This window comes from Micromonospora vinacea (assembly GCF_015751785.1).
GTDB lineage: Bacteria > Actinomycetota > Actinomycetes > Mycobacteriales > Micromonosporaceae > Micromonospora > Micromonospora vinacea.
The window spans coordinates 4,480,354-4,496,743 of record NZ_JADOTY010000001.1; the positions used below are offsets into that span (position 1 = coordinate 4,480,354).

The 16,390-nt window shown below is 72.4% G+C and carries 18 protein-coding genes; 13 read left to right on the plus strand and 5 right to left on the minus strand.

The window, feature by feature from the left end:
* The first annotated feature begins 172 nt into the window (after positions 1 to 172).
* The 8 genes from argC (at position 173) to argH (ending at position 8,794) form a co-directional block, all read left to right on the plus strand.
* Entirely contained in the window at positions 173 to 1,174 is a 1,002-nt protein-coding gene (argC, locus tag IW249_RS21155) for an N-acetyl-gamma-glutamyl-phosphate reductase (RefSeq protein ID WP_196922345.1), read from the plus strand.
* The gene (gene argJ / locus IW249_RS21160; protein ID WP_196922346.1) at positions 1,171 to 2,343 is read left to right on the plus strand and encodes a bifunctional glutamate N-acetyltransferase/amino-acid acetyltransferase ArgJ; all 1,173 of its coding nucleotides are present in this window, start codon (positions 1,171 to 1,173) and stop codon (positions 2,341 to 2,343) included. The genes argC and argJ overlap by 4 nt, the downstream gene beginning before the upstream one ends.
* Before the next feature lie 114 nt (positions 2,344 to 2,457).
* Positions 2,458 to 3,363 carry an acetylglutamate kinase gene (gene argB, locus IW249_RS21165; RefSeq protein ID WP_196922347.1) on the plus strand — a complete coding sequence of 302 codons (906 nt, stop codon included), beginning with the start codon at positions 2,458 to 2,460 and terminating at the stop codon, positions 3,361 to 3,363.
* Positions 3,360 to 4,637: an acetylornithine transaminase gene (locus IW249_RS21170; protein ID WP_196922348.1), complete on the plus strand. Its 1,278-nt coding sequence runs from the start codon at positions 3,360 to 3,362 to the stop codon at positions 4,635 to 4,637. Before argB ends, IW249_RS21170 begins: the two co-directional genes overlap by 4 nt.
* Positions 4,634 to 5,602, plus strand: coding sequence for an ornithine carbamoyltransferase (argF, locus tag IW249_RS21175; RefSeq protein WP_196922349.1), 969 nt, complete (start codon positions 4,634 to 4,636; stop codon positions 5,600 to 5,602). Before IW249_RS21170 ends, argF begins: the two co-directional genes overlap by 4 nt.
* Complete coding sequence (locus IW249_RS21180) at positions 5,599 to 6,114, plus strand: arginine repressor (protein WP_196922350.1); 516 nt, start codon at positions 5,599 to 5,601, stop codon at positions 6,112 to 6,114. The genes argF and IW249_RS21180 overlap by 4 nt, the downstream gene beginning before the upstream one ends.
* Entirely contained in the window at positions 6,111 to 7,316 is a 1,206-nt protein-coding gene (locus tag IW249_RS21185) for an argininosuccinate synthase (protein ID WP_196922351.1), read from the plus strand. The genes IW249_RS21180 and IW249_RS21185 overlap by 4 nt, the downstream gene beginning before the upstream one ends.
* Before the next feature lie 14 nt (positions 7,317 to 7,330).
* Positions 7,331 to 8,794, plus strand: coding sequence for an argininosuccinate lyase (argH, locus tag IW249_RS21190; RefSeq protein WP_196924888.1), 1,464 nt, complete (start codon positions 7,331 to 7,333; stop codon positions 8,792 to 8,794).
* 43 nt (positions 8,795 to 8,837) lie between these two features.
* On the opposite strand, the gene IW249_RS21195 is transcribed toward argH, so the two are convergent.
* From IW249_RS21195 to IW249_RS21205, 3 genes are all read right to left on the minus strand, one after another.
* A complete protein-coding gene (locus tag IW249_RS21195) occupies positions 8,838 to 9,191 on the minus strand; it encodes an MmcQ/YjbR family DNA-binding protein (protein WP_196922352.1) in 354 nt (117 codons plus the stop codon).
* Positions 9,192 to 9,283: 92 nt separating this feature from the next.
* Positions 9,284 to 9,709: a DNA-binding protein gene (locus tag IW249_RS21200; RefSeq protein WP_196922353.1), complete on the minus strand. Its 426-nt coding sequence runs from the start codon at positions 9,707 to 9,709 to the stop codon at positions 9,284 to 9,286.
* Between the two features lie 91 nt (positions 9,710 to 9,800).
* Positions 9,801 to 10,256, minus strand: a complete 456-nt coding sequence (locus tag IW249_RS21205) for a hypothetical protein (protein WP_196922354.1) — start codon at positions 10,254 to 10,256, stop codon at positions 9,801 to 9,803.
* A gap of 175 nt (positions 10,257 to 10,431) precedes the next feature.
* Here IW249_RS21205 and IW249_RS21210 point away from each other — a divergent pair, with 175 nt between their 5' ends.
* From IW249_RS21210 to IW249_RS21230, 5 genes are all read left to right on the plus strand, one after another.
* Positions 10,432 to 11,067 (plus strand): DNA-3-methyladenine glycosylase, encoded by a 636-nt coding sequence (locus IW249_RS21210; RefSeq protein ID WP_196922355.1) that lies wholly within the window; start codon positions 10,432 to 10,434, stop codon positions 11,065 to 11,067.
* A gap of 88 nt (positions 11,068 to 11,155) precedes the next feature.
* On the plus strand, positions 11,156 to 12,241 hold the full coding sequence (locus IW249_RS21215; RefSeq protein WP_196922356.1) for a WD40/YVTN/BNR-like repeat-containing protein: 1,086 nt from the start codon (positions 11,156 to 11,158) through the stop codon (positions 12,239 to 12,241).
* Positions 12,242 to 12,243: 2 nt separating this feature from the next.
* Positions 12,244 to 12,519, plus strand: coding sequence for a ubiquitin-like small modifier protein 1 (locus IW249_RS21220; protein ID WP_196922357.1), 276 nt, complete (start codon positions 12,244 to 12,246; stop codon positions 12,517 to 12,519).
* Between the two features lie 164 nt (positions 12,520 to 12,683).
* Positions 12,684 to 13,826, plus strand: coding sequence for an LLM class flavin-dependent oxidoreductase (locus IW249_RS21225; RefSeq protein WP_196922358.1), 1,143 nt, complete (start codon positions 12,684 to 12,686; stop codon positions 13,824 to 13,826).
* A complete protein-coding gene (locus IW249_RS21230; protein WP_196922359.1) occupies positions 13,823 to 14,458 on the plus strand; it encodes an FMN reductase in 636 nt (211 codons plus the stop codon). The genes IW249_RS21225 and IW249_RS21230 overlap by 4 nt, the downstream gene beginning before the upstream one ends.
* 22 nt (positions 14,459 to 14,480) lie before the next feature.
* On the opposite strand, the gene IW249_RS21235 is transcribed toward IW249_RS21230, so the two are convergent.
* Both IW249_RS21235 and IW249_RS21240 read right to left on the minus strand, forming a co-directional pair.
* Complete coding sequence (locus IW249_RS21235) at positions 14,481 to 15,353, minus strand: universal stress protein (protein WP_196922360.1); 873 nt, start codon at positions 15,351 to 15,353, stop codon at positions 14,481 to 14,483.
* A gap of 101 nt (positions 15,354 to 15,454) precedes the next feature.
* A complete protein-coding gene (locus tag IW249_RS21240) occupies positions 15,455 to 16,342 on the minus strand; it encodes a universal stress protein (RefSeq protein ID WP_196922361.1) in 888 nt (295 codons plus the stop codon).
* Positions 16,343 to 16,390: the final 48 nt, after the last annotated feature.

Below are 16,390 nucleotides of genomic sequence, written 5' to 3' on the forward strand. Positions count from 1 at the left end.
CGATCTTGCAGTTCGTGTTGCCGATACGCACCTTTGGCCGGCTTCGCGGGCACAGTAAGTGCAAGATCGCGGGGGTGAGGCGGGCTCCACATCATCATGCAGTGCTCTGTATTAACTTGCACTCGTGAGTCGCCCTTGTTAATCTTCGCTGCATAGTCATGCGGAGGTGAGTATGGGGATCCGAGTCGCGGTCGCCGGAGCGAGCGGGTACGCCGGGGGTGAGCTGCTGCGCCTGATCGCCGGGCACCCGGAGTTCGACCTGGTCGCCGCCACGGCGCACAGCCAGGCCGGGCACCGCGTCGACGTGGTGCACCCGCAGCTCACCGGGCTCGACCTGGTGCTCGGCGAGACCGATCCGGCGACCCTGGCGGACGCGGACCTGGTCTTCCTGGCTCTGCCGCACGGCCAGTCGGCGGCCCTCGCGGCCCAGCTTCCGGCCGAGGTGCGCATCGTCGACCTGGGCGCCGACCACCGGCTCGCCGACCCGTACGCCTGGGCGCAGTACTACGGCGGCACGCACGCCGGGCAGTGGACCTACGGCCTGCCGGAGCTGCCCGGTCAGCGGGAGCTGATCGCTGGCGCCACCCGGGTGGCGAACACCGGCTGCTACGCCGCCGCGATCACGCTGGCGCTCGCGCCGCTGATCGCCGACGGCGCGGCGAACCCCGCCGACGTGGTGGTGGTCGCCGCCTCCGGCACCTCCGGCGCCGGCCGGGCGGCGAAGCCGCACCTGTTGGCCAGCGAGGTGATGGGCGACCTGTCGCCGTACCGGGTGGGAACCCACCAGCACGTCCCGGAAATCAAGCAGGCCACCGGCGCTACCGGCCTGTCATTCACCCCGGTCCTGGCACCCATGCCGCGCGGCATCCTGGCCACTGTCACCGCGCTGCCGGCGCGCGGCGTCGACCCGCAGGACGTGCTGGCGCGGGCGTACGCGGACGCGCCGTTCGTGCACGTGCTGCCGGAGGGCCGCTGGCCGCACACCGCCGCCACCCTGGGCTCCAACTCGTGCCACCTGCAGGCCACCGTCGACGTCGACTCGGGTCGTCTGATCGTGCTCAGCGCGCTGGACAACCTGGGCAAGGGCGCCGCCGGTCAGGCCGTCCAGAACGCCAACCTGATGCTCGGCCTGCCGGAGACGACGGGCCTGTCGATCTGGGGGACCGCACCATGAGTGTCACCACCCCGCGGGGGTTCCGGGCGGCCGGTGTGGCCGCCGGCCTGAAGACCAGCGGCGGCGCGGATGTCGCCCTGGTGGTCAACGACGGTCCGGACGCCGGCGTGGCCGGCGTCTTCACCACCAACCGGGTCAAGGCCGCGCCGGTGCTCTGGAGCCAGCAGGTCGTGCAGGGCGGTGTGGTCCGCGCCGTGGTGCTCAACTCCGGTGGCGCCAACGCCTGCACCGGCCCGGCCGGTTTCCAGGACACGCACGCCACCGCCGAGCACACCGCCGCCGCGTTGACCTCGGTCAGCCCACGGTTGATCCTCGGTGCCGGTGAGGTCGCGGTCTGCTCGACCGGCCTGATCGGTGAGCGGCTGCCGATGCCGAAACTGCTGCCGGGCGTCCGCTCGGCGATCCGCGGGCTGTCCCGTGACGGTGGCCCGGCCGCCGCCGAGGCGATCATGACCACGGACACCCGGCCGAAGACCACTGTGGCCCGGGGGAGCGGCTGGACGGTCGGCGGCATGGCCAAGGGCTCCGGGATGCTCGCGCCGGGGATGGCCACCATGCTCTGCGTGCTGACCACCGACGCGGTGGCCGGGCCGGCGACGCTGGACGAGGCGTTGCGCGCGGCGACCCGGGTCACCTTCGACCGGGTCGACTCCGACGGTTGCATGTCCACCAACGACACGGTGCTGCTGCTGTCCAGCGGCGCGAGCGGCATCGAGCCGACGCCGGCCGAGTTGGCCGCCGCTGTCACTGCGGCCTGTCACGACCTGGCCCAGCAGTTGGTGGCCGACGCCGAGGGCGCCACCAAGCAGGTCGCCATCGACGTGGTCGGCGCGGCGGACGAGGACGAGGCGGTCGAGGTGGGTCGTACGGTGGCCCGCAACAACCTGGTCAAGACGGCGCTGTTCGGCAACGACCCCAACTGGGGTCGGATCCTCGCCGCCGTCGGCACGACCGCCGCCGCGTTCGAGCCGGACGAGGTGGACGTGGCGGTCAACGGGGTGTGGGTGTGCCGGGGCGGCGCCGCCGCCGAGGACCGCTCGAAGGTCGACCTGACCGGGCGGGACGTGACCATCCGGATCGACCTGCACGCGGGTACGTCGGCCGCCACGATCTGGACCAACGATCTGTCCCACGCGTATGTCCACGAGAACTCGGCGTACTCAACGTGAGCGCGAGGAACGCAGCGCAGCGGAGTCCCGCAGTCGCGAACGAAAGGCCAGCGACGTGAGCGCGAGGAACGCAGCGCAGCGGAGTCCCGAGGTCGCGTACGAAAGGCCGGCGCGGTGAGTCTCAGCAGCGATCTGGCTCGCGCCCAGGTCAAGGCGGAGACGCTGATCGAGGCGCTGCCCTGGTTGGCGCGTTTCTCCGGCTCGACGGTCGTGGTGAAGTACGGCGGCAACGCGATGACCGATCCGGAGTTGCAGCGGGCGTTCGCGGCCGACATGGTCTTCCTGCGCTACGCGGGCCTGAAGCCCGTGGTGGTGCACGGCGGTGGTCCGCAGATCTCCGCGATGCTGGGTCGCCTCGGCATCGCCAGCGAGTTCCGGGGTGGTCTGCGGGTGACCAGCGCCGAGGCGATGGACGTGGTCCGGATGGTGCTGGTCGGTCAGGTGGGCCGGGAACTGGTGGGTTTGATCAACTCGCACGGTCCGTACGCCGTCGGTCTCTCCGGGGAGGACGCCCGGCTGTTCACCGCGGTGCGCCGTCCGGCGTACGTGGACGGGGTGCCGGTCGACGTGGGCCAGGTCGGGGACGTCGAGTCGGTCGACGTGTCAGCGGTGACCGACCTGATCGATGCCGGCCGGATCCCGGTGATCTCCACGGTGGCGCCGGACGCGGACGGGGTGTTGCACAACCTCAACGCGGACACCGCCGCCGCGGCGCTGGCCATCGCGTTGCGGGCCCGCAAGCTGGTGGTGCTCACCGACGTGGCCGGGCTGTACGCCGACTGGCCGGACACCACCAGCCTCGTCTCCGAGATCGCCGCCGACGACCTGGCCAAGCTGCTGCCCAGCCTGGAGTCGGGCATGGTGCCGAAGATGGAGGCCTGCCTGCGGGCGGTGCGTGGGGGAGTGCCCGCCGCGCACGTCGTCGACGGCCGGGTGGCGCACTCGACGTTGCTTGAGGTGTTCACCTCGGAAGGGTTCGGAACGATGGTGGTGCCGGGAGACGGGACGGACGAGACATGAGCACGTTGGCGCAGCGGTGGAAGCAGTCCATGATGGACAACTACGGCACGCCGCCGATGGCGTTGGTCGCCGGCGCCGGTGCGGTGGTGGTCGACGACGCCGGTCGGGAGTACCTCGACCTGGTGGGTGGCATCGCGGTCAACGCCCTCGGTCACGCCCACCCGGCGGTGGTAGCGGCGGTGTCGAAGCAGGTCGCCACCCTCGGGCACGTCTCCAACCTCTATGTGGCCGAGCCGCCGGTGGCCCTCGCCGAGCTGCTGTTGGCGCTCGCCGGCCGACCGGGCCGGGTGTTCTTCGCCAACTCGGGCGCGGAGGCCAACGAGGCGGCGTTCAAGCTGTCCCGGCGCACCGGCCGTACCCACGTGGTGGCCACCAGGGGCGGCTTCCACGGCCGCACCATGGGTGCCCTCGCGTTGACCGGCCAACCGGCGAAGGCCGATCCGTTCCGGCCGCTGCCCGGCGAGGTGACCCACGTCGACTACGGCGATGTCGCGGCCCTCGAAGCCGCAGTCTCCGACGCCACCGCCATGGTGATCCTGGAACCCATCCAGGGTGAGAACGGCGTGCTCGTTCCGCCGGCCGGCTACCTCGCCGCGGCCCGGCGGATCACCGCCCGGCACGGCGCGCTGCTGGTCCTCGACGAGGTGCAGACCGGCATCGGGCGTACCGGGCACTGGTTCGCCCACCAGGCCGAGGGCGTGGAGCCGGATGTGGTCACCCTGGCCAAGGGGCTCGGTGGCGGGCTGCCCATCGGCGCCACGCTGGCCTTCGGCCCCGCCGCGGACCTGCTCACCCCCGGCTCGCACGGCACCACGTTCGGCGGCAACCCGGTCAGCTGCGCGGCGGCGCTCGCCGTGGTGGCGACCATCGCCAACGAGGGCCTTCTCGACAACGTCAAGCGGGTCGGTGAGCGGCTGCGTCGCGGCATCGAGGCGCTGGACCACCCGCTCATCGCCGAGGTACGCGGCGCCGGTCTGCTGCTCGGCGTGGCGCTCACCGCGCCGGTGTCGTCGGTGCTGGCCGAGGCGCTGCGGGAGGCCGGCTTCCTGGTCAACCCGGTGCAGCCGGGTGCGATCCGGCTGGCGCCGCCGCTGATCCTCACCGCCGCCCAGGCGGACACCTTCCTCGCGGCCCTACCCGCCGCCCTGGACGCGACGGCCGTTGCCGCCGCCGGAACCGACGCAGATCTTGGAGGGAAAGCGCCCCTCCAGGGGTCGAAATCTTCCACGATCTCGACGCCGACACCCACGACCACGACGGGGACGATTCGATGACCCGGCACTTCCTTCGCGATGACGACCTCTCGCCCGCCGAACAGTCAGCGGTCCTCGACCTGGCGGCACGGATGAAGGCGGACCGGTTCGGCCACCGGCCGTTGGTCGGCCCCCGCTCGGTGGCGGTGCTCTTCGACAAGCAGAGCCTGCGGACCAGGATCTCGTTCGACGCCGGGATCGCCGAGTTGGGCGGCCACCCCCTCGTGGTGGACACGCAGGTCACCCACTTCGGTCGCGGTGAGGCCCTCGCCGACGCGGGTCGGGTGCTGTCCCGCTACGTCGCGGCGATCGTGCTGCGGACCCACGGTGACGAGCGGATCGCCGAGGTGGCGGCGGGCGCCACCGTGCCCGTGGTCAACGCGCTCACCGACGGTTTCCACCCGTGCCAGCTGCTGGCCGACCTGCTCACCATCAGGGAGCGGTGCGGCGGCACGACCGGCCGCACCCTTGCGTACGTGGGGGACGGCGCGAACAACATGGCGCAGTCGTACCTGCTGGCCGGGGCGACCGCCGGGATGCACGTGCGGATCGCCGGCCCGGCCGGGTTCGCGCCGGACGCGGCAGTGGTGGAGCAGGCCGCCCAGATCGCGGCGGAGACCGGCGGGTCGGTGCGGGTGCTGACCGACCCGGCCCAGGCGGTACGCGACGCCGACGTGCTGGCCACCGACACCTGGACGTCGATGGGGCAGGAGTCCGACGGGTTGGACCGGATCACCCCGTTCCTGCCGTACCAGGTCAACAAGGAGCTGCTCGGGCAGGCGGCACCGGACGCGATAGTGCTGCACTGCCTGCCCGCACACCGCGGCGAGGAGATCACCGACGAGGTGCTCGACGGCCCGCAGAGCGCGGTCTTCGACCAGGCGGAGAACCGGCTGCACGCGCAGAAGGCGCTGCTGACGTTCCTGCTGGGAACCGCGACGGGGGGCGCCGCGACCGGCGACGCCGCCACCGGGGGCCCGCGATGACCGCACCGCTGACCCGCGCGGCCCGGCACGCCCGGATCGTGGAGCTGATCCGCGACCGGGCGATCCGGTCGCAGACCGAGCTGGCCGACCTGCTCGCCGCCGACGGCGTCGGAGTCACCCAGGCCACCCTCTCGCGGGACCTGGAGGAGTTGGGCGCGGTCAAGGTGCGCGGCGGCGACGGCCCGGCCGTCTACCTGATCCCCGAGGATGGGCAGCGACCGTTGCGCGACGCCGAGGCCGCGCCGGCCCGGCTGGTACGGCTGCTGCGCGAGCTGCTCAACGGGGTCGACTCCAGTGGCAACATCGCCGTGCTGCGGACACCGCCGGGCGCAGCCCAGTACCTGGCCAGCGCGTTGGACCGGGCGGGCCTGCCCGAGATCGTCGGCACCATCGCCGGTGACGACACCATCCTCGTCGTGGCCCGGGAGGCCGTCGGCGGGGCCGCCCTCGGGGACAAACTCGCCGGCTGGGCCCGCCGGGACGACACCGTTGAAGGGAACACCACGTCATGACCGAACGGGTCGTGCTCGCGTACTCCGGGGGGTTGGACACCTCCGTCGCCATTCCGTACCTGTCCGAGCAGACCGGCGCCGAGGTGATCGCTGTCGCTGTCGACGTCGGGCAGGGCGGCGAGGACCTCGACGCCATCCGGCAGCGCGCCCTGGACTGCGGTGCCGCCGAGTCCGAGGTGGTGGACGCGCGCGACGAGTTCGCCGCCGACTACTGCCTGCCGGCCATCCGCGCCAACGCCCTCTACATGGACCGCTACCCCCTGGTGTCGGCGCTGTCCCGGCCGCTGATCGTCAAGCACCTGGTGGCCGCGGCGCGCAAGCACGGCGGCACGATCGTGTCGCACGGCTGCACCGGCAAGGGCAACGACCAGGTCCGGTTCGAGGTGGGCCTGAACGCGCTCGCCCCCGACCTGAAGATCATCGCGCCGGCCCGGGACTTCGCCTGGACCCGCGACAAGGCGATCGCCTTCGCCGAGGAGAAGGGGCTGCCGATCGACGTGTCGGCCAGGTCGCCCTACTCGATCGACCAGAACCTGTGGGGCCGCGCGGTGGAGACCGGCTTCCTGGAGGACATCTGGAACGCCCCCGTCGAGGACCTCTACTCGTACACCGCCGATCCGACGCAGGAGCGCGACCCCGACGAGATCGTGCTCACCTTCGACGGCGGCGTCCCGGTGGCGATCGACGGTGAGACGGTCACCCCGTACCAGGCGATCCTGGAGCTGAACCGGCGCGCCGGCGCTCAGGGCGTGGGCCGGCTCGACATGGTCGAGGACCGCCTGGTCGGCATCAAGAGCCGCGAGGTGTACGAGGCGCCCGGCGCGATCGCGCTGATCACCGCCCACCAGGAGTTGGAGGCGGTGACAGTCGAGCGGGACCTGGCCCGGTTCAAGAGGGGCGTCGACCAGCGCTGGGGCGAACTCGTCTACGACGGGCTGTGGTTCTCGCCGCTGAAGGCGTCGCTGGACGCGTTCATCGACGACGCGCAGCGGCACGTGAGCGGCGAGGTACGGATGATCCTGCACGGCGGCCGGGCCACGGTGACCGGCCGGCGCTCCGAGGCGAGCCTCTACGACTTCGGGATGGCCACCTACGACACCGGCGACACTTTCGACCAGTCCCTGGCGAAGGGCTTCGTGCAGCTGTGGGGGTTGCCGAGTCGGATGGCCGCCGCTCGGGACGCCCGGCTGGGAGGCCACTGACCATGGGGACCACAATGGGCGGGGTGGACGACAAGAGCCTGACCGAGAACAGCGCCGCTACCAACCGGACGAGCCTCTGGGGTGGTCGGTTCGCGGGCGGCCCCGCCGAGGCGCTCGCCCGACTGTCGGTGAGCGTGCAGTTCGACTGGCGCCTGGCCCCGTACGACATCGCGGGTTCCCGGGCGCACGCCCGGGTCCTCGCCGGCGCCGGCCTGCTCGATCCGGAGGAGTTGGGCCGGATGCTGGCGGCGCTGGACGACCTGGAGGCCGCCTGCGCCTCCGGAACGTTCCGCCCCACCATCGACGACGAGGACGTGCACACCGCGCTGGAGCGCGGTCTGCTGGAGCGTCTCGGCAGCCTCGGTGGCAAGCTGCGCGCCGGCCGGTCCCGCAACGACCAGGTCGCCACCGACCTGCGGCTCTACCTGCGCGACCACGCCCGGGGCGTGGCCAGCCGCCTGGTGGAGCTGGCGGAGGCGCTGGTCGAGCAGGCCGAGCGGCACATCGACACCGCCGCGCCGGGCATGACCCACCTTCAGCACGCCCAGCCGGTCACCTTCGGGCACTGGCTGCTGGCCCACGTGCAGCCGCTGCTGCGTGACCTGGAGCGGCTGCGTGACTGGGACCACCGGGCGGCGATCAGTCCGCTCGGCGCGGGTGCCCTGGCCGGTTCCGGGCTCCCGCTGGACCCGGTGGCGGTGGCCAAGGAGCTGGGCTTCCGTACGTCGTTCGCCAACTCGATGGACGCCGTCGCCGACCGGGACTTCGTGGCCGAGTTCCTCTTCACCACCGCCCTGATCGGGGTGCACCTGTCCCGGCTCGGCGAGGAGGTGGTGCTCTGGACCTCGCACGAGTTCGGCTGGGTGGAGCTGGACGACTCGTTCGCCACCGGCTCGTCGATCATGCCGCAGAAGAAGAACGCGGACATCGCCGAGCTGGCCCGGGGCAAGTCCGGGCGTCTGGTCGGCGGCCTGATGACAGTGCTCACCATGCTCAAGGGCCTGCCGATGACCTACGACCGGGACATGCAGGAGGACAAGGAGCCGGCCTTCGACGCTGTCGACACCCTGGAGCTGCTGCTTCCGGCCCTGGCGGGAATGATCTCCACGATGACGGTCCGGGTGGACCGCCTGGTCGCCGCCGCCCCGGTCGGCTTCTCCCTCGCCACCGAGGTCGCCGACTGGCTGGTCCGACGCAACGTGCCGTTCCGCGACGCGCACGAGATCACCGGCCAGTTGGTGGCGCTCTGCGCCGCTCGGGAGTGCGAGCTGAACGACGTCTCCGACGCGGACCTGGTCGCGATCAGCGGGCACCTCGACCCGTCGGTGCGGGACGTGCTCTCGGTCCGTTCGGCTCTCGCCGCCCGGACCACCCCCGGCTCCACCGGCCCCGGCCCGGTCGCCGACCAGCTCGCCGCCGCTGCGGACCGGCTGGCCAGCTGGCGGGAGTGGGCCGCCGAGCCTGTCGTTCCGCGCTGAGCTGTGCCGTGGCGTCGGCGCTGGCCGCCGGCGCCGCGGCGGTTCAGGCCGTCGGGCGCTCCCGCTTGGGGAGCTTGGCCACCACCATGTCGTACGACGAGTCGACCGCCTCGGTCAGCTCCTCGTCGTCGATCCCGCCGTCCAGGCGCAGCGTGTTCCACCCGGACCTGCCGATGTAGGGCATCACGCTGGCGTCGTCCGGGTGCCGGTGCAGCCACTCGTCGGCCACCTCCCGGGTCGGCCCGCACTTGATGCCGACAGTCGGTTTGCCCCCGGCGCTGCCGAGGAACGCGAAGATCCGGCCGCCGACCTTCACCACCTCGTCGCCCTCCCACGGTTGGTCCAGCCACGCTCCCGGCTTGGCCAGGCAGTACGCCAACATCTCCGCGCGCTCCATGGGTGCCTCCTCGTCGTGCGCACAGTGTGCCCGGCCGGCAGCAGTCTTAGGCGCGGCGTGCCGATCCGGGCGTCGGCTCGGGACGCGTCGGATCAGGCGGTCTGCTCGGCGGAGCGGGCGGCGACCCGTTCGTAGCGCTGTCGGGCCGCCTGTGCGCTGCCCAGACCCAGCCCGTACGCGATGGCCTGCCAGGTGAGCCCCCGGTCGCGGGCCAGCGTCAGCAGGCCGGCCTCCAGGGCGTCCAGCTCGGCGCGGACGTGTGGGAGCAGGGTCAGCGCGGCGGTCAGGTCGGCGGCGTCGATCGGCTCCTCCGCGGGTTCGCGTTCGGCCCCGCCGGCGGCGAGTGCGGTGACCAGGGCGACGGCCTCCCACGGGTCGAGCACGTACGGGTGGGCCCAACGGCCTCGCCGGGTGTCGGTGCCGGCGTGCCGTTCGCTGATCCGCTGTAGCGCCTCGTGGGTGCGGTGGGCACGGGCCCGGCCCGGGTCCGGCGCGGTGAAGAGGTTCTCGGTCGTCATACTCCGAGCACACCCCATCAACGATGCATTGTCAACAAGATGTTGAAGCGGGGCGGCGCGGTCGTGGAGTACCGCCCCGCCCCGCCATGGCTCAGAGGGACAGTTCGAAGCGGTGCTCGTCGGTGAGGGAGTTGCACAACGCGTCGCAGGAGTTGCCGGTCACCACGCCGAACGCCACGCCCGGGGCGAACGGGCGCTCCGTCGCGGTCACGGCGATCCGGACCTTCTGCGTGGTCGCGTCGCAGACCACCTTCCGAATGGTCGTGCCGGTCCGCATCGTGTCCCCGATCGCCTGGGCGACCTTGACGGTCAGGTCGACCGAGGTGCGCTGCGAGCAGGTCAGGGTGACCGGGACGAAGACCGCCGCGCCGCTGGCGTCGATCTTGCCGGTGCCGCTGAGCACGACCGCGGTCAGCGGGGCGCCGTCGACCGCGGCACCCGCCCGCAGCGGGGCGTTGGCACTGGCCGACGGGGCGAGAGCAAGCGTGGCGCCTGCCGCGGCCAGGACGATGGCGACGAGAGGTCGACGGATTCTGCGTACGTTCATGGTGGTTCCTCTCCGGATGCGCCGTCGCGCCCTGCGACGACACTCGTTACACCCGCCGGTCGCGGATCGGGTTTCCGCGGGTGGACGACGAACGGATGAACACCGGAGGGCTTCCGGGTGCCGGCCTGATCCGGCGGCGGGATGGTCAGGCGGAAGGCTGGGTACCGTCGGGGCCATGGATCTCGTGTCGGACGACCGCTCCGCCGACCTGGCGGCGCTGGCGGACCTGCTCGCCGGCCCACTGCTACCAGCGGCGCGCGGACTGCTGGGCTGCCGCCTGCACGTCGGCGGGGTCACCGTCCGGATCACCGAGGTCGAGGCGTACGCGGGAAGTGGCGGCGACCCCGCCTCGCACGCCCATCGGGGCCGCACCCCGCGCAACGCCGTGATGTTCGGCCCCGCCGGGTACGCCTACGTCTACTTCACCTACGGGATGCACTGGTGCATGAACGTGGTCACCGGCGTCGAGGGGGAGGCTTCCGCCGTGCTGCTGCGCGCCGGGGAGGTGGTCGACGGGCTCGCCACGGCACGGGAGCGCCGGCCGGCCATCCGGCGGGACGTGGACCTGGCCCGCGGGCCCGCCCGGCTCTGCTCCGCGCTCGGCATCGACCGCGAGGCGTACGGGGCGTACCTGCTCGGCGACGGCCCGGTCCGCCTGCGGCCCCCCGTGCTGCCGGTGCCGCCGGAGACGGTGGTGGCGGGTCCCCGGGTCGGGGTGACCGGCGCGCACGACCTGCCTTGGCGGTTCTGGTTGGACGGCGATCCCACGGTCAGCGCGTACCGCCGGCACGTGCCGCGCGTCCGGCGCTGAGCACGCCACCCGGCGTGTGGGCGGGGGAGTCTGTCGGGGGGTGTGGCCATAATCACCGGACCTGCTCACCGACGGTTCGGAGGACGTCATGGCAACACTGCTCGCGATCGGCACAGCCAAGGGATTGTTTCTCGCCACCAGCACCGACGACCGGCGCAGTTGGGAGATCACCGGCCCGCACTTTCCGATGACCGGTGTCTACGCGGTGGCTGTCGACACCCGTCGTTCCACCCCGCGGCTGCTCGCCGGCATGACCAGCTCACACTTCGGCCCCAGCGTCGCCACCAGCGACGACCTCGGCGCTTCCTGGGACGAGCCCGAGGAGGCGCCGGTCGCGTTTCCGGCCGACACCGGCGTCTCCCTCGGCCGGGTCTGGCAGTTGATGCCGGCCGGCCCCGACGAGCCGGACGTCATCTGGGCTGGCACCGAGCCCTCGGCGTTGTTCAAGTCCACCGACGGTGGCCGCAGCTTCGAGCTGGTCCGTTCCCTCTGGGACCACCCGCACCGCCCGCAGTGGGAGGCCGGCTTCGGTGGTCAGGCCGTGCACACCGTGCTGCCCCACCCGCGTGACCCCGCTCGGCTGCTGGTCGCCATGTCCACCGGTGGGGTCTACCGCTCGGAGGACGCCGGGGCGAGTTGGGCGCCGGGCAACACCGGCATCCGCGCCTACTTCATGCCCGACGAGTGGCCGGAGTTCGGCCAGTGCGTGCACAAGGTCGCCCGCGACGCCGGCAACCCCGAGCGGTTGTACGCGCAGAACCACCACGGCGTCTACCGCTCCGATGACGACGGCCGCACCTGGTCCTCGATCGCCGATGGGCTTCCCAGCGACTTCGGCTTCCCGATGGTGGCCCACCCGGGGCGCGGCGGCGTGGTGTGGACCTTCCCGTTGGTGGCCGACGGCGAGCGGTTCCCGACCGACCACCGCTGCCGGGTGTTCCGTTCGTCCGACGCCGGTGGCAAGTGGGAGCCGCTCTCGGTCGGGTTGCCGGAGGGTCCGTTCTATCCGGCGGTGCTGCGCGACGCGATGTGCGCCGACGACGCGACCCCCGGTGGGGTCTACTTCGGCACCCGCTCCGGCTCGGTCTTCGCCAGCCGCGACGAGGGCGACTCCTGGTCGTCGGTCGCGGCGCACCTGCCCGACGTGCTCTGCGTTCGCGCCGCGGAGGTCTGAGCGTGGTCACCGTGCTGCTGCCCGGCCCGCTGCGCGGCGAGGCCGGGGGCGCGAGTCGGCTGAACGTCACCGCCGCCGGGACGCTGCGGGCGGTCCTCGACGAGATGGCCGTCGCGCATCCCCGGCTGGCCCGGCGCATCCGCGACGAGCGCGGCGAACTGCGCCGCTACGTCAACGTCTTCGTCGACGGGGAAGACTGCCGGCACTCCGGCGGTCTGGCCACCCCGGTCGAGGACGGCGCGGAGGTGCAGGTGCTGCCCTCGGTGGCGGGCGGCTGAGCGGGCCGACACCGAGGGGAGTTCCCGACCCGCTTGTCCGGTTGTGGAGGGTGACCGGCGCCACTGCGGGGCGTCCCGCCGACGGAATAGTTGCGTCGTCAAATAAGTTGTGAGCTGCGTCCGGGTACCACGACGGCATCCGGTTGACACGCGAGGAGCTGGTCATGCAGTTCGGAATCTTCACCGTCGGTGACGTCACTGTCGATCCGACCACCGGTCGGGAGCCGACCGAGCATGAGCGGATCAAGGCGATGGTCGCGATCGCGTTGAAGGCCGAGGAGGTCGGTCTGGACGTCTTCGCCACCGGCGAGCACCACAACCCGCCGTTCGTGCCGTCGTCACCGACCACCATGCTCGGCTACATCGCGGCGCGCACCGAGCGGCTGCTGCTGTCCACCGCCACCACGCTGATCACCACCAACGACCCGGTGAAGATCGCCGAGGACTACGCGATGCTCCAGCACCTCTCCGATGGCCGGGTGGACCTCATGATGGGCCGCGGCAACACCGGCCCGGTCTACCCGTGGTTCGGCAAGGACATCCGCGCCGGCATCCCCCTGGCCATCGAGAACTACGACCTGCTGCACCGGCTGTGGCGCGAGGACGTGGTCGACTGGAAGGGCAAGTACCGCACCCCGTTGCAGTCGTTCACCTCGACGCCGCGCCCGCTCGACGGCGTGCCCCCGTTCGTCTGGCACGGCTCGATCCGCAGCCCGGAGATCGCCGAGCAGGCCGCGTACTACGGCGACGGCTTCTTCGCCAACCACATCTTCTGGCCCAAGGAGCACACCCAGCGGATGATCGCGCTCTACCGCCAGCGGTTCGCGCACTACGGCCACGGCTCCGCCGACCAGGCCATCGTCGGCCTCGGCGGGCAGGTGTTCATGCGCCGCAATTCGCAGGACGCGGTCCGGGAGTTCCGGCCGTACTTCGACAACGCCCCGGTCTACGGGCACGGGCCGTCGCTGGAGGAGTTCACCCGGGAGACCCCGCTGACAGTGGGCAGCCCGCAGCAGGTCATCGACCGCACGCTCGGCTTCCGGGAGTACGTCGGTGACTACCAGCGTCAGCTGTTCCTGATGGACCACGCGGGGTTGCCGCTGAAGACCGTGCTGGAGCAGCTCGACCTGCTCGGCGAGGAGGTCGTGCCGGTGCTGCGCAAGGAGTTCGACACGCTGCGTCCGGCGCACGTGCCGGCGGCGCCGACGCACGCCTCGCTGGTCGCCGCCGCGGGTGGCGCCAAGGACAGCACAGTGCACGCCGTGGACGACGTGACGGGCAAGGCACCGGAGGGGGCGACCCGATGACCCGCCGCACCCTGGCCGTCGTCTCGGCGGGGCTGAGTCAGCCCTCGTCGACCCGGCTGCTCGCCGACCAGCTCGCCGCGGCCACCCGCGACGAGTTGGTCCGGCGCGGCTCCGAGGTGGAGCTGCACGTCGTCGACCTGCGGGAGTACGCCCACGACGTGGTGAACAACCTGCTCACCGGGTTCGCGCCGGCGGCGCTGCGCGAGGTCGTCGACACGGTGACCGGGGCGGACGGGCTCATCGCCGTCACCCCGATCTTCAGCGCGTCGTACAACGGGCTGTTCAAGTCCTTCTTCGACGTGTTGGATTCCGAGTCGCTTGTCGACCGGCCGGTGCTGATCGGTGCGACCGGCGGCACCGCCCGGCACTCCCTCGCTCTGGAGCACGCCGTCCGTCCGATGTTCGCCTACCTCCGGTCGGTGGTGGTTCCGACCGCCGTCTTCGCCGCTCCGGAGGACTGGTCCGACGGCACCGCCGACGGCGCGTTGCGCGCTCGGATCCGGCGCGCCGCCGGGGAGTTGGCCGACCAGATCGATCGCCGGCCACCGGCCACCGGGCCGGCCGACCCGTTCGCCCTCACCACCGACTTCCTGCAGATGCTCGGCCGAGGTGACGACGCGCCGGTCAGCTGACCGGGTGGGCAACCAGCGCCGGTCAGCTGACCGGGTGGGCAACCAGCACCGGGCAGTGCGCGTGCTGGATCGCCGCCTGACTGACCGACCCGAGCAGCAGACCGGTGAACCCGGCCCGGCCCCGGGTGCCCACGACCAGCAGCGACCCCGTGCCGCTGGCCTCGATGAGCCCCTGGGCCGCGCCGGCCGCGCGGACCGGATGCTCCCGCACCACCAGGTCGGGGTGCTCGGCGCGCGCCAGGGCGGAGGCGTCGGCCAGCAGCCGCACCGCCTCGGCCTGGTACGCGGCCTGCGACTCCTCGATCTCCTCCGGCACCGTCCGGCCTCCGTCCGGAGGGCCGACGTGCACCAGCACCAGCGGTACGTCCCGCAGCGCCGCCTCGTCGGCACCCAAACCGACGGCGAGCCGGGACGACTCGGACCCGTCGACGCCGACCAGCACCGGGCCGTCCACCGGGATCGGCTGCTCGTCCGGGCGGACCACCAGCACCGGGCAGTGGGCGTGCGCGGCCACCTGCGCGCCGACCGAGCCGAGTAGCAGCCCGGTGAAGCCGCCCCGGCCACGGCTGCCCACCACGACCAGCTCTGCCCGGCGGGACTCCTCGATCATGGTGATGCCGGGGCCGCCGGCGACCTGACGCACCTCGACGACCAGGCCGGGCCACCGGCCGGTCAGCTCGGTCGCCGTGCGCTCCAACATCTGCTGCGCCTCCTCGGGGGGCACCGGCACCCCGAGGTCGTACGGGTTGAGCGGCACGCCGTAGCCGGACGGGTGCAGGTAACCGTGTACCAGGAGCAGCGGTCGGGACCGGAGCAGTGCGGCTCGCGCCGCGTGTTCGGCGGCGACGAGGCTGGACGGCGATCCGTCGACGCCCACCACGACAGGTCGATTCATCGGGACTCCCTGGGTTGGTCAGGCCATTGTCGACCGCGCACCCGCGCTGCGCCGCCGAACGCGCCGGCCGAGAGGTGGCCGGCGCGGACGGGGCACGGCGTTCAGGCGTCCCGGCGGTGCCGGACGATCGCCAGTGGGCTGTGCGAGTGGTGCAGCACCGCGTGGCTCACCGAGCCGAGCAGAGCACCGGCGAGGGCGCCCCGGCCGTGTGCTCCGACCACGGTGAGCTGCGCGGTGGCGGACTGCTGCACCAGCACCCGAGCCGCCGCGCCGTATGCCACACACTGGCGAACCGGCACCTCGGGGTACCGCTGCGACCAACCGGCCAGTGATTCCGCGAGCACCCGCCTCTCGTCGGCGGCCAGCGCGTCGACGTCGTACACCAGCGGCAGGATGTCGCCGGGGCCGGTCGGCGTGGGGGTGAGCCAGGCGTGCACGGCCACCAGGTCGGTGCCGCGCAGCGCGGCCTCCTCGAAGGCGAATGCCAGTGCCTCCGTGGACAGGTCCGAGCCGTCGACGCCGACCAGCACCGGACCGTCGGCGCGCGCCTCACCCTTGACCACCAGCACCGGGCACTCGGCGCGGGCGGAGACCTGCACGGCCACCGAGCCGATCAGCAGCTCGGCGAAACCTCCCAGGCCCCGACTGCCGAGCACCAGCAGCGCCGCGTCCCGGGACTGGTCCAGGAGCACCGGCGTGGCCGCGCCGTCGATCACCACGCCGGTGACGGCGAGTTCCGGCGCGGTCTTGCCGGCCTCGGTCACCGCCTCGGCGACGGTCCGCTCAGCCTGGTGGCGAAGCCCGGCGTCGACGGGAGCGCCCGGCCCGGGAATCAGTGGTACGTCGTAGAGCGGCCAGATGAACGCGTGCACCACCCGCAGGGGGCGCTGTCGCACCGTCGCTTCCTTGGCGGCGACCCGCACCGCCTCCAGCGCCGAGGTCGAACCGTCCACCGCCACCACCACGGGAGCACCGGATCTGATGGTCATCATGTCCTCCTTCATCCGTCTTCATCCTCGTGCGAGGTGGGCCCGGCG

Excerpts from the sequence above, each read along its gene's own strand:
- argC (WP_196922345.1), top strand. The coding sequence starts at position 173 with ATGGGGATCCGAGTCGCGGTCGCCGGAGCGAGCGGGTACGCCGGGGGT.
- argJ (WP_196922346.1), top strand. The coding sequence starts at position 1,171 with ATGAGTGTCACCACCCCGCGGGGGTTCCGGGCGGCCGGTGTGGCCGCC.
- IW249_RS21170 (WP_196922348.1), top strand. The coding sequence starts at position 3,360 with ATGAGCACGTTGGCGCAGCGGTGGAAGCAGTCCATGATGGACAACTAC.
- argF (WP_196922349.1), top strand. The coding sequence starts at position 4,634 with ATGACCCGGCACTTCCTTCGCGATGACGACCTCTCGCCCGCCGAACAG.
- IW249_RS21180 (WP_196922350.1), top strand. The coding sequence starts at position 5,599 with ATGACCGCACCGCTGACCCGCGCGGCCCGGCACGCCCGGATCGTGGAG.
- IW249_RS21185 (WP_196922351.1), top strand. The coding sequence starts at position 6,111 with ATGACCGAACGGGTCGTGCTCGCGTACTCCGGGGGGTTGGACACCTCC.
- argH (WP_196924888.1), top strand. The coding sequence starts at position 7,331 with ATGGGCGGGGTGGACGACAAGAGCCTGACCGAGAACAGCGCCGCTACC.
- IW249_RS21195 (WP_196922352.1), bottom strand. The coding sequence starts at position 9,191 with ATGGAGCGCGCGGAGATGTTGGCGTACTGCCTGGCCAAGCCGGGAGCG.
- IW249_RS21200 (WP_196922353.1), bottom strand. The coding sequence starts at position 9,709 with ATGACGACCGAGAACCTCTTCACCGCGCCGGACCCGGGCCGGGCCCGT.
- IW249_RS21205 (WP_196922354.1), bottom strand. The coding sequence starts at position 10,256 with ATGAACGTACGCAGAATCCGTCGACCTCTCGTCGCCATCGTCCTGGCC.
- IW249_RS21210 (WP_196922355.1), top strand. The coding sequence starts at position 10,432 with ATGGATCTCGTGTCGGACGACCGCTCCGCCGACCTGGCGGCGCTGGCG.
- IW249_RS21215 (WP_196922356.1), top strand. The coding sequence starts at position 11,156 with ATGGCAACACTGCTCGCGATCGGCACAGCCAAGGGATTGTTTCTCGCC.
- IW249_RS21225 (WP_196922358.1), top strand. The coding sequence starts at position 12,684 with ATGCAGTTCGGAATCTTCACCGTCGGTGACGTCACTGTCGATCCGACC.
- IW249_RS21230 (WP_196922359.1), top strand. The coding sequence starts at position 13,823 with ATGACCCGCCGCACCCTGGCCGTCGTCTCGGCGGGGCTGAGTCAGCCC.
- IW249_RS21235 (WP_196922360.1), bottom strand. The coding sequence starts at position 15,353 with ATGAATCGACCTGTCGTGGTGGGCGTCGACGGATCGCCGTCCAGCCTC.
- IW249_RS21240 (WP_196922361.1), bottom strand. The coding sequence starts at position 16,342 with ATGACCATCAGATCCGGTGCTCCCGTGGTGGTGGCGGTGGACGGTTCG.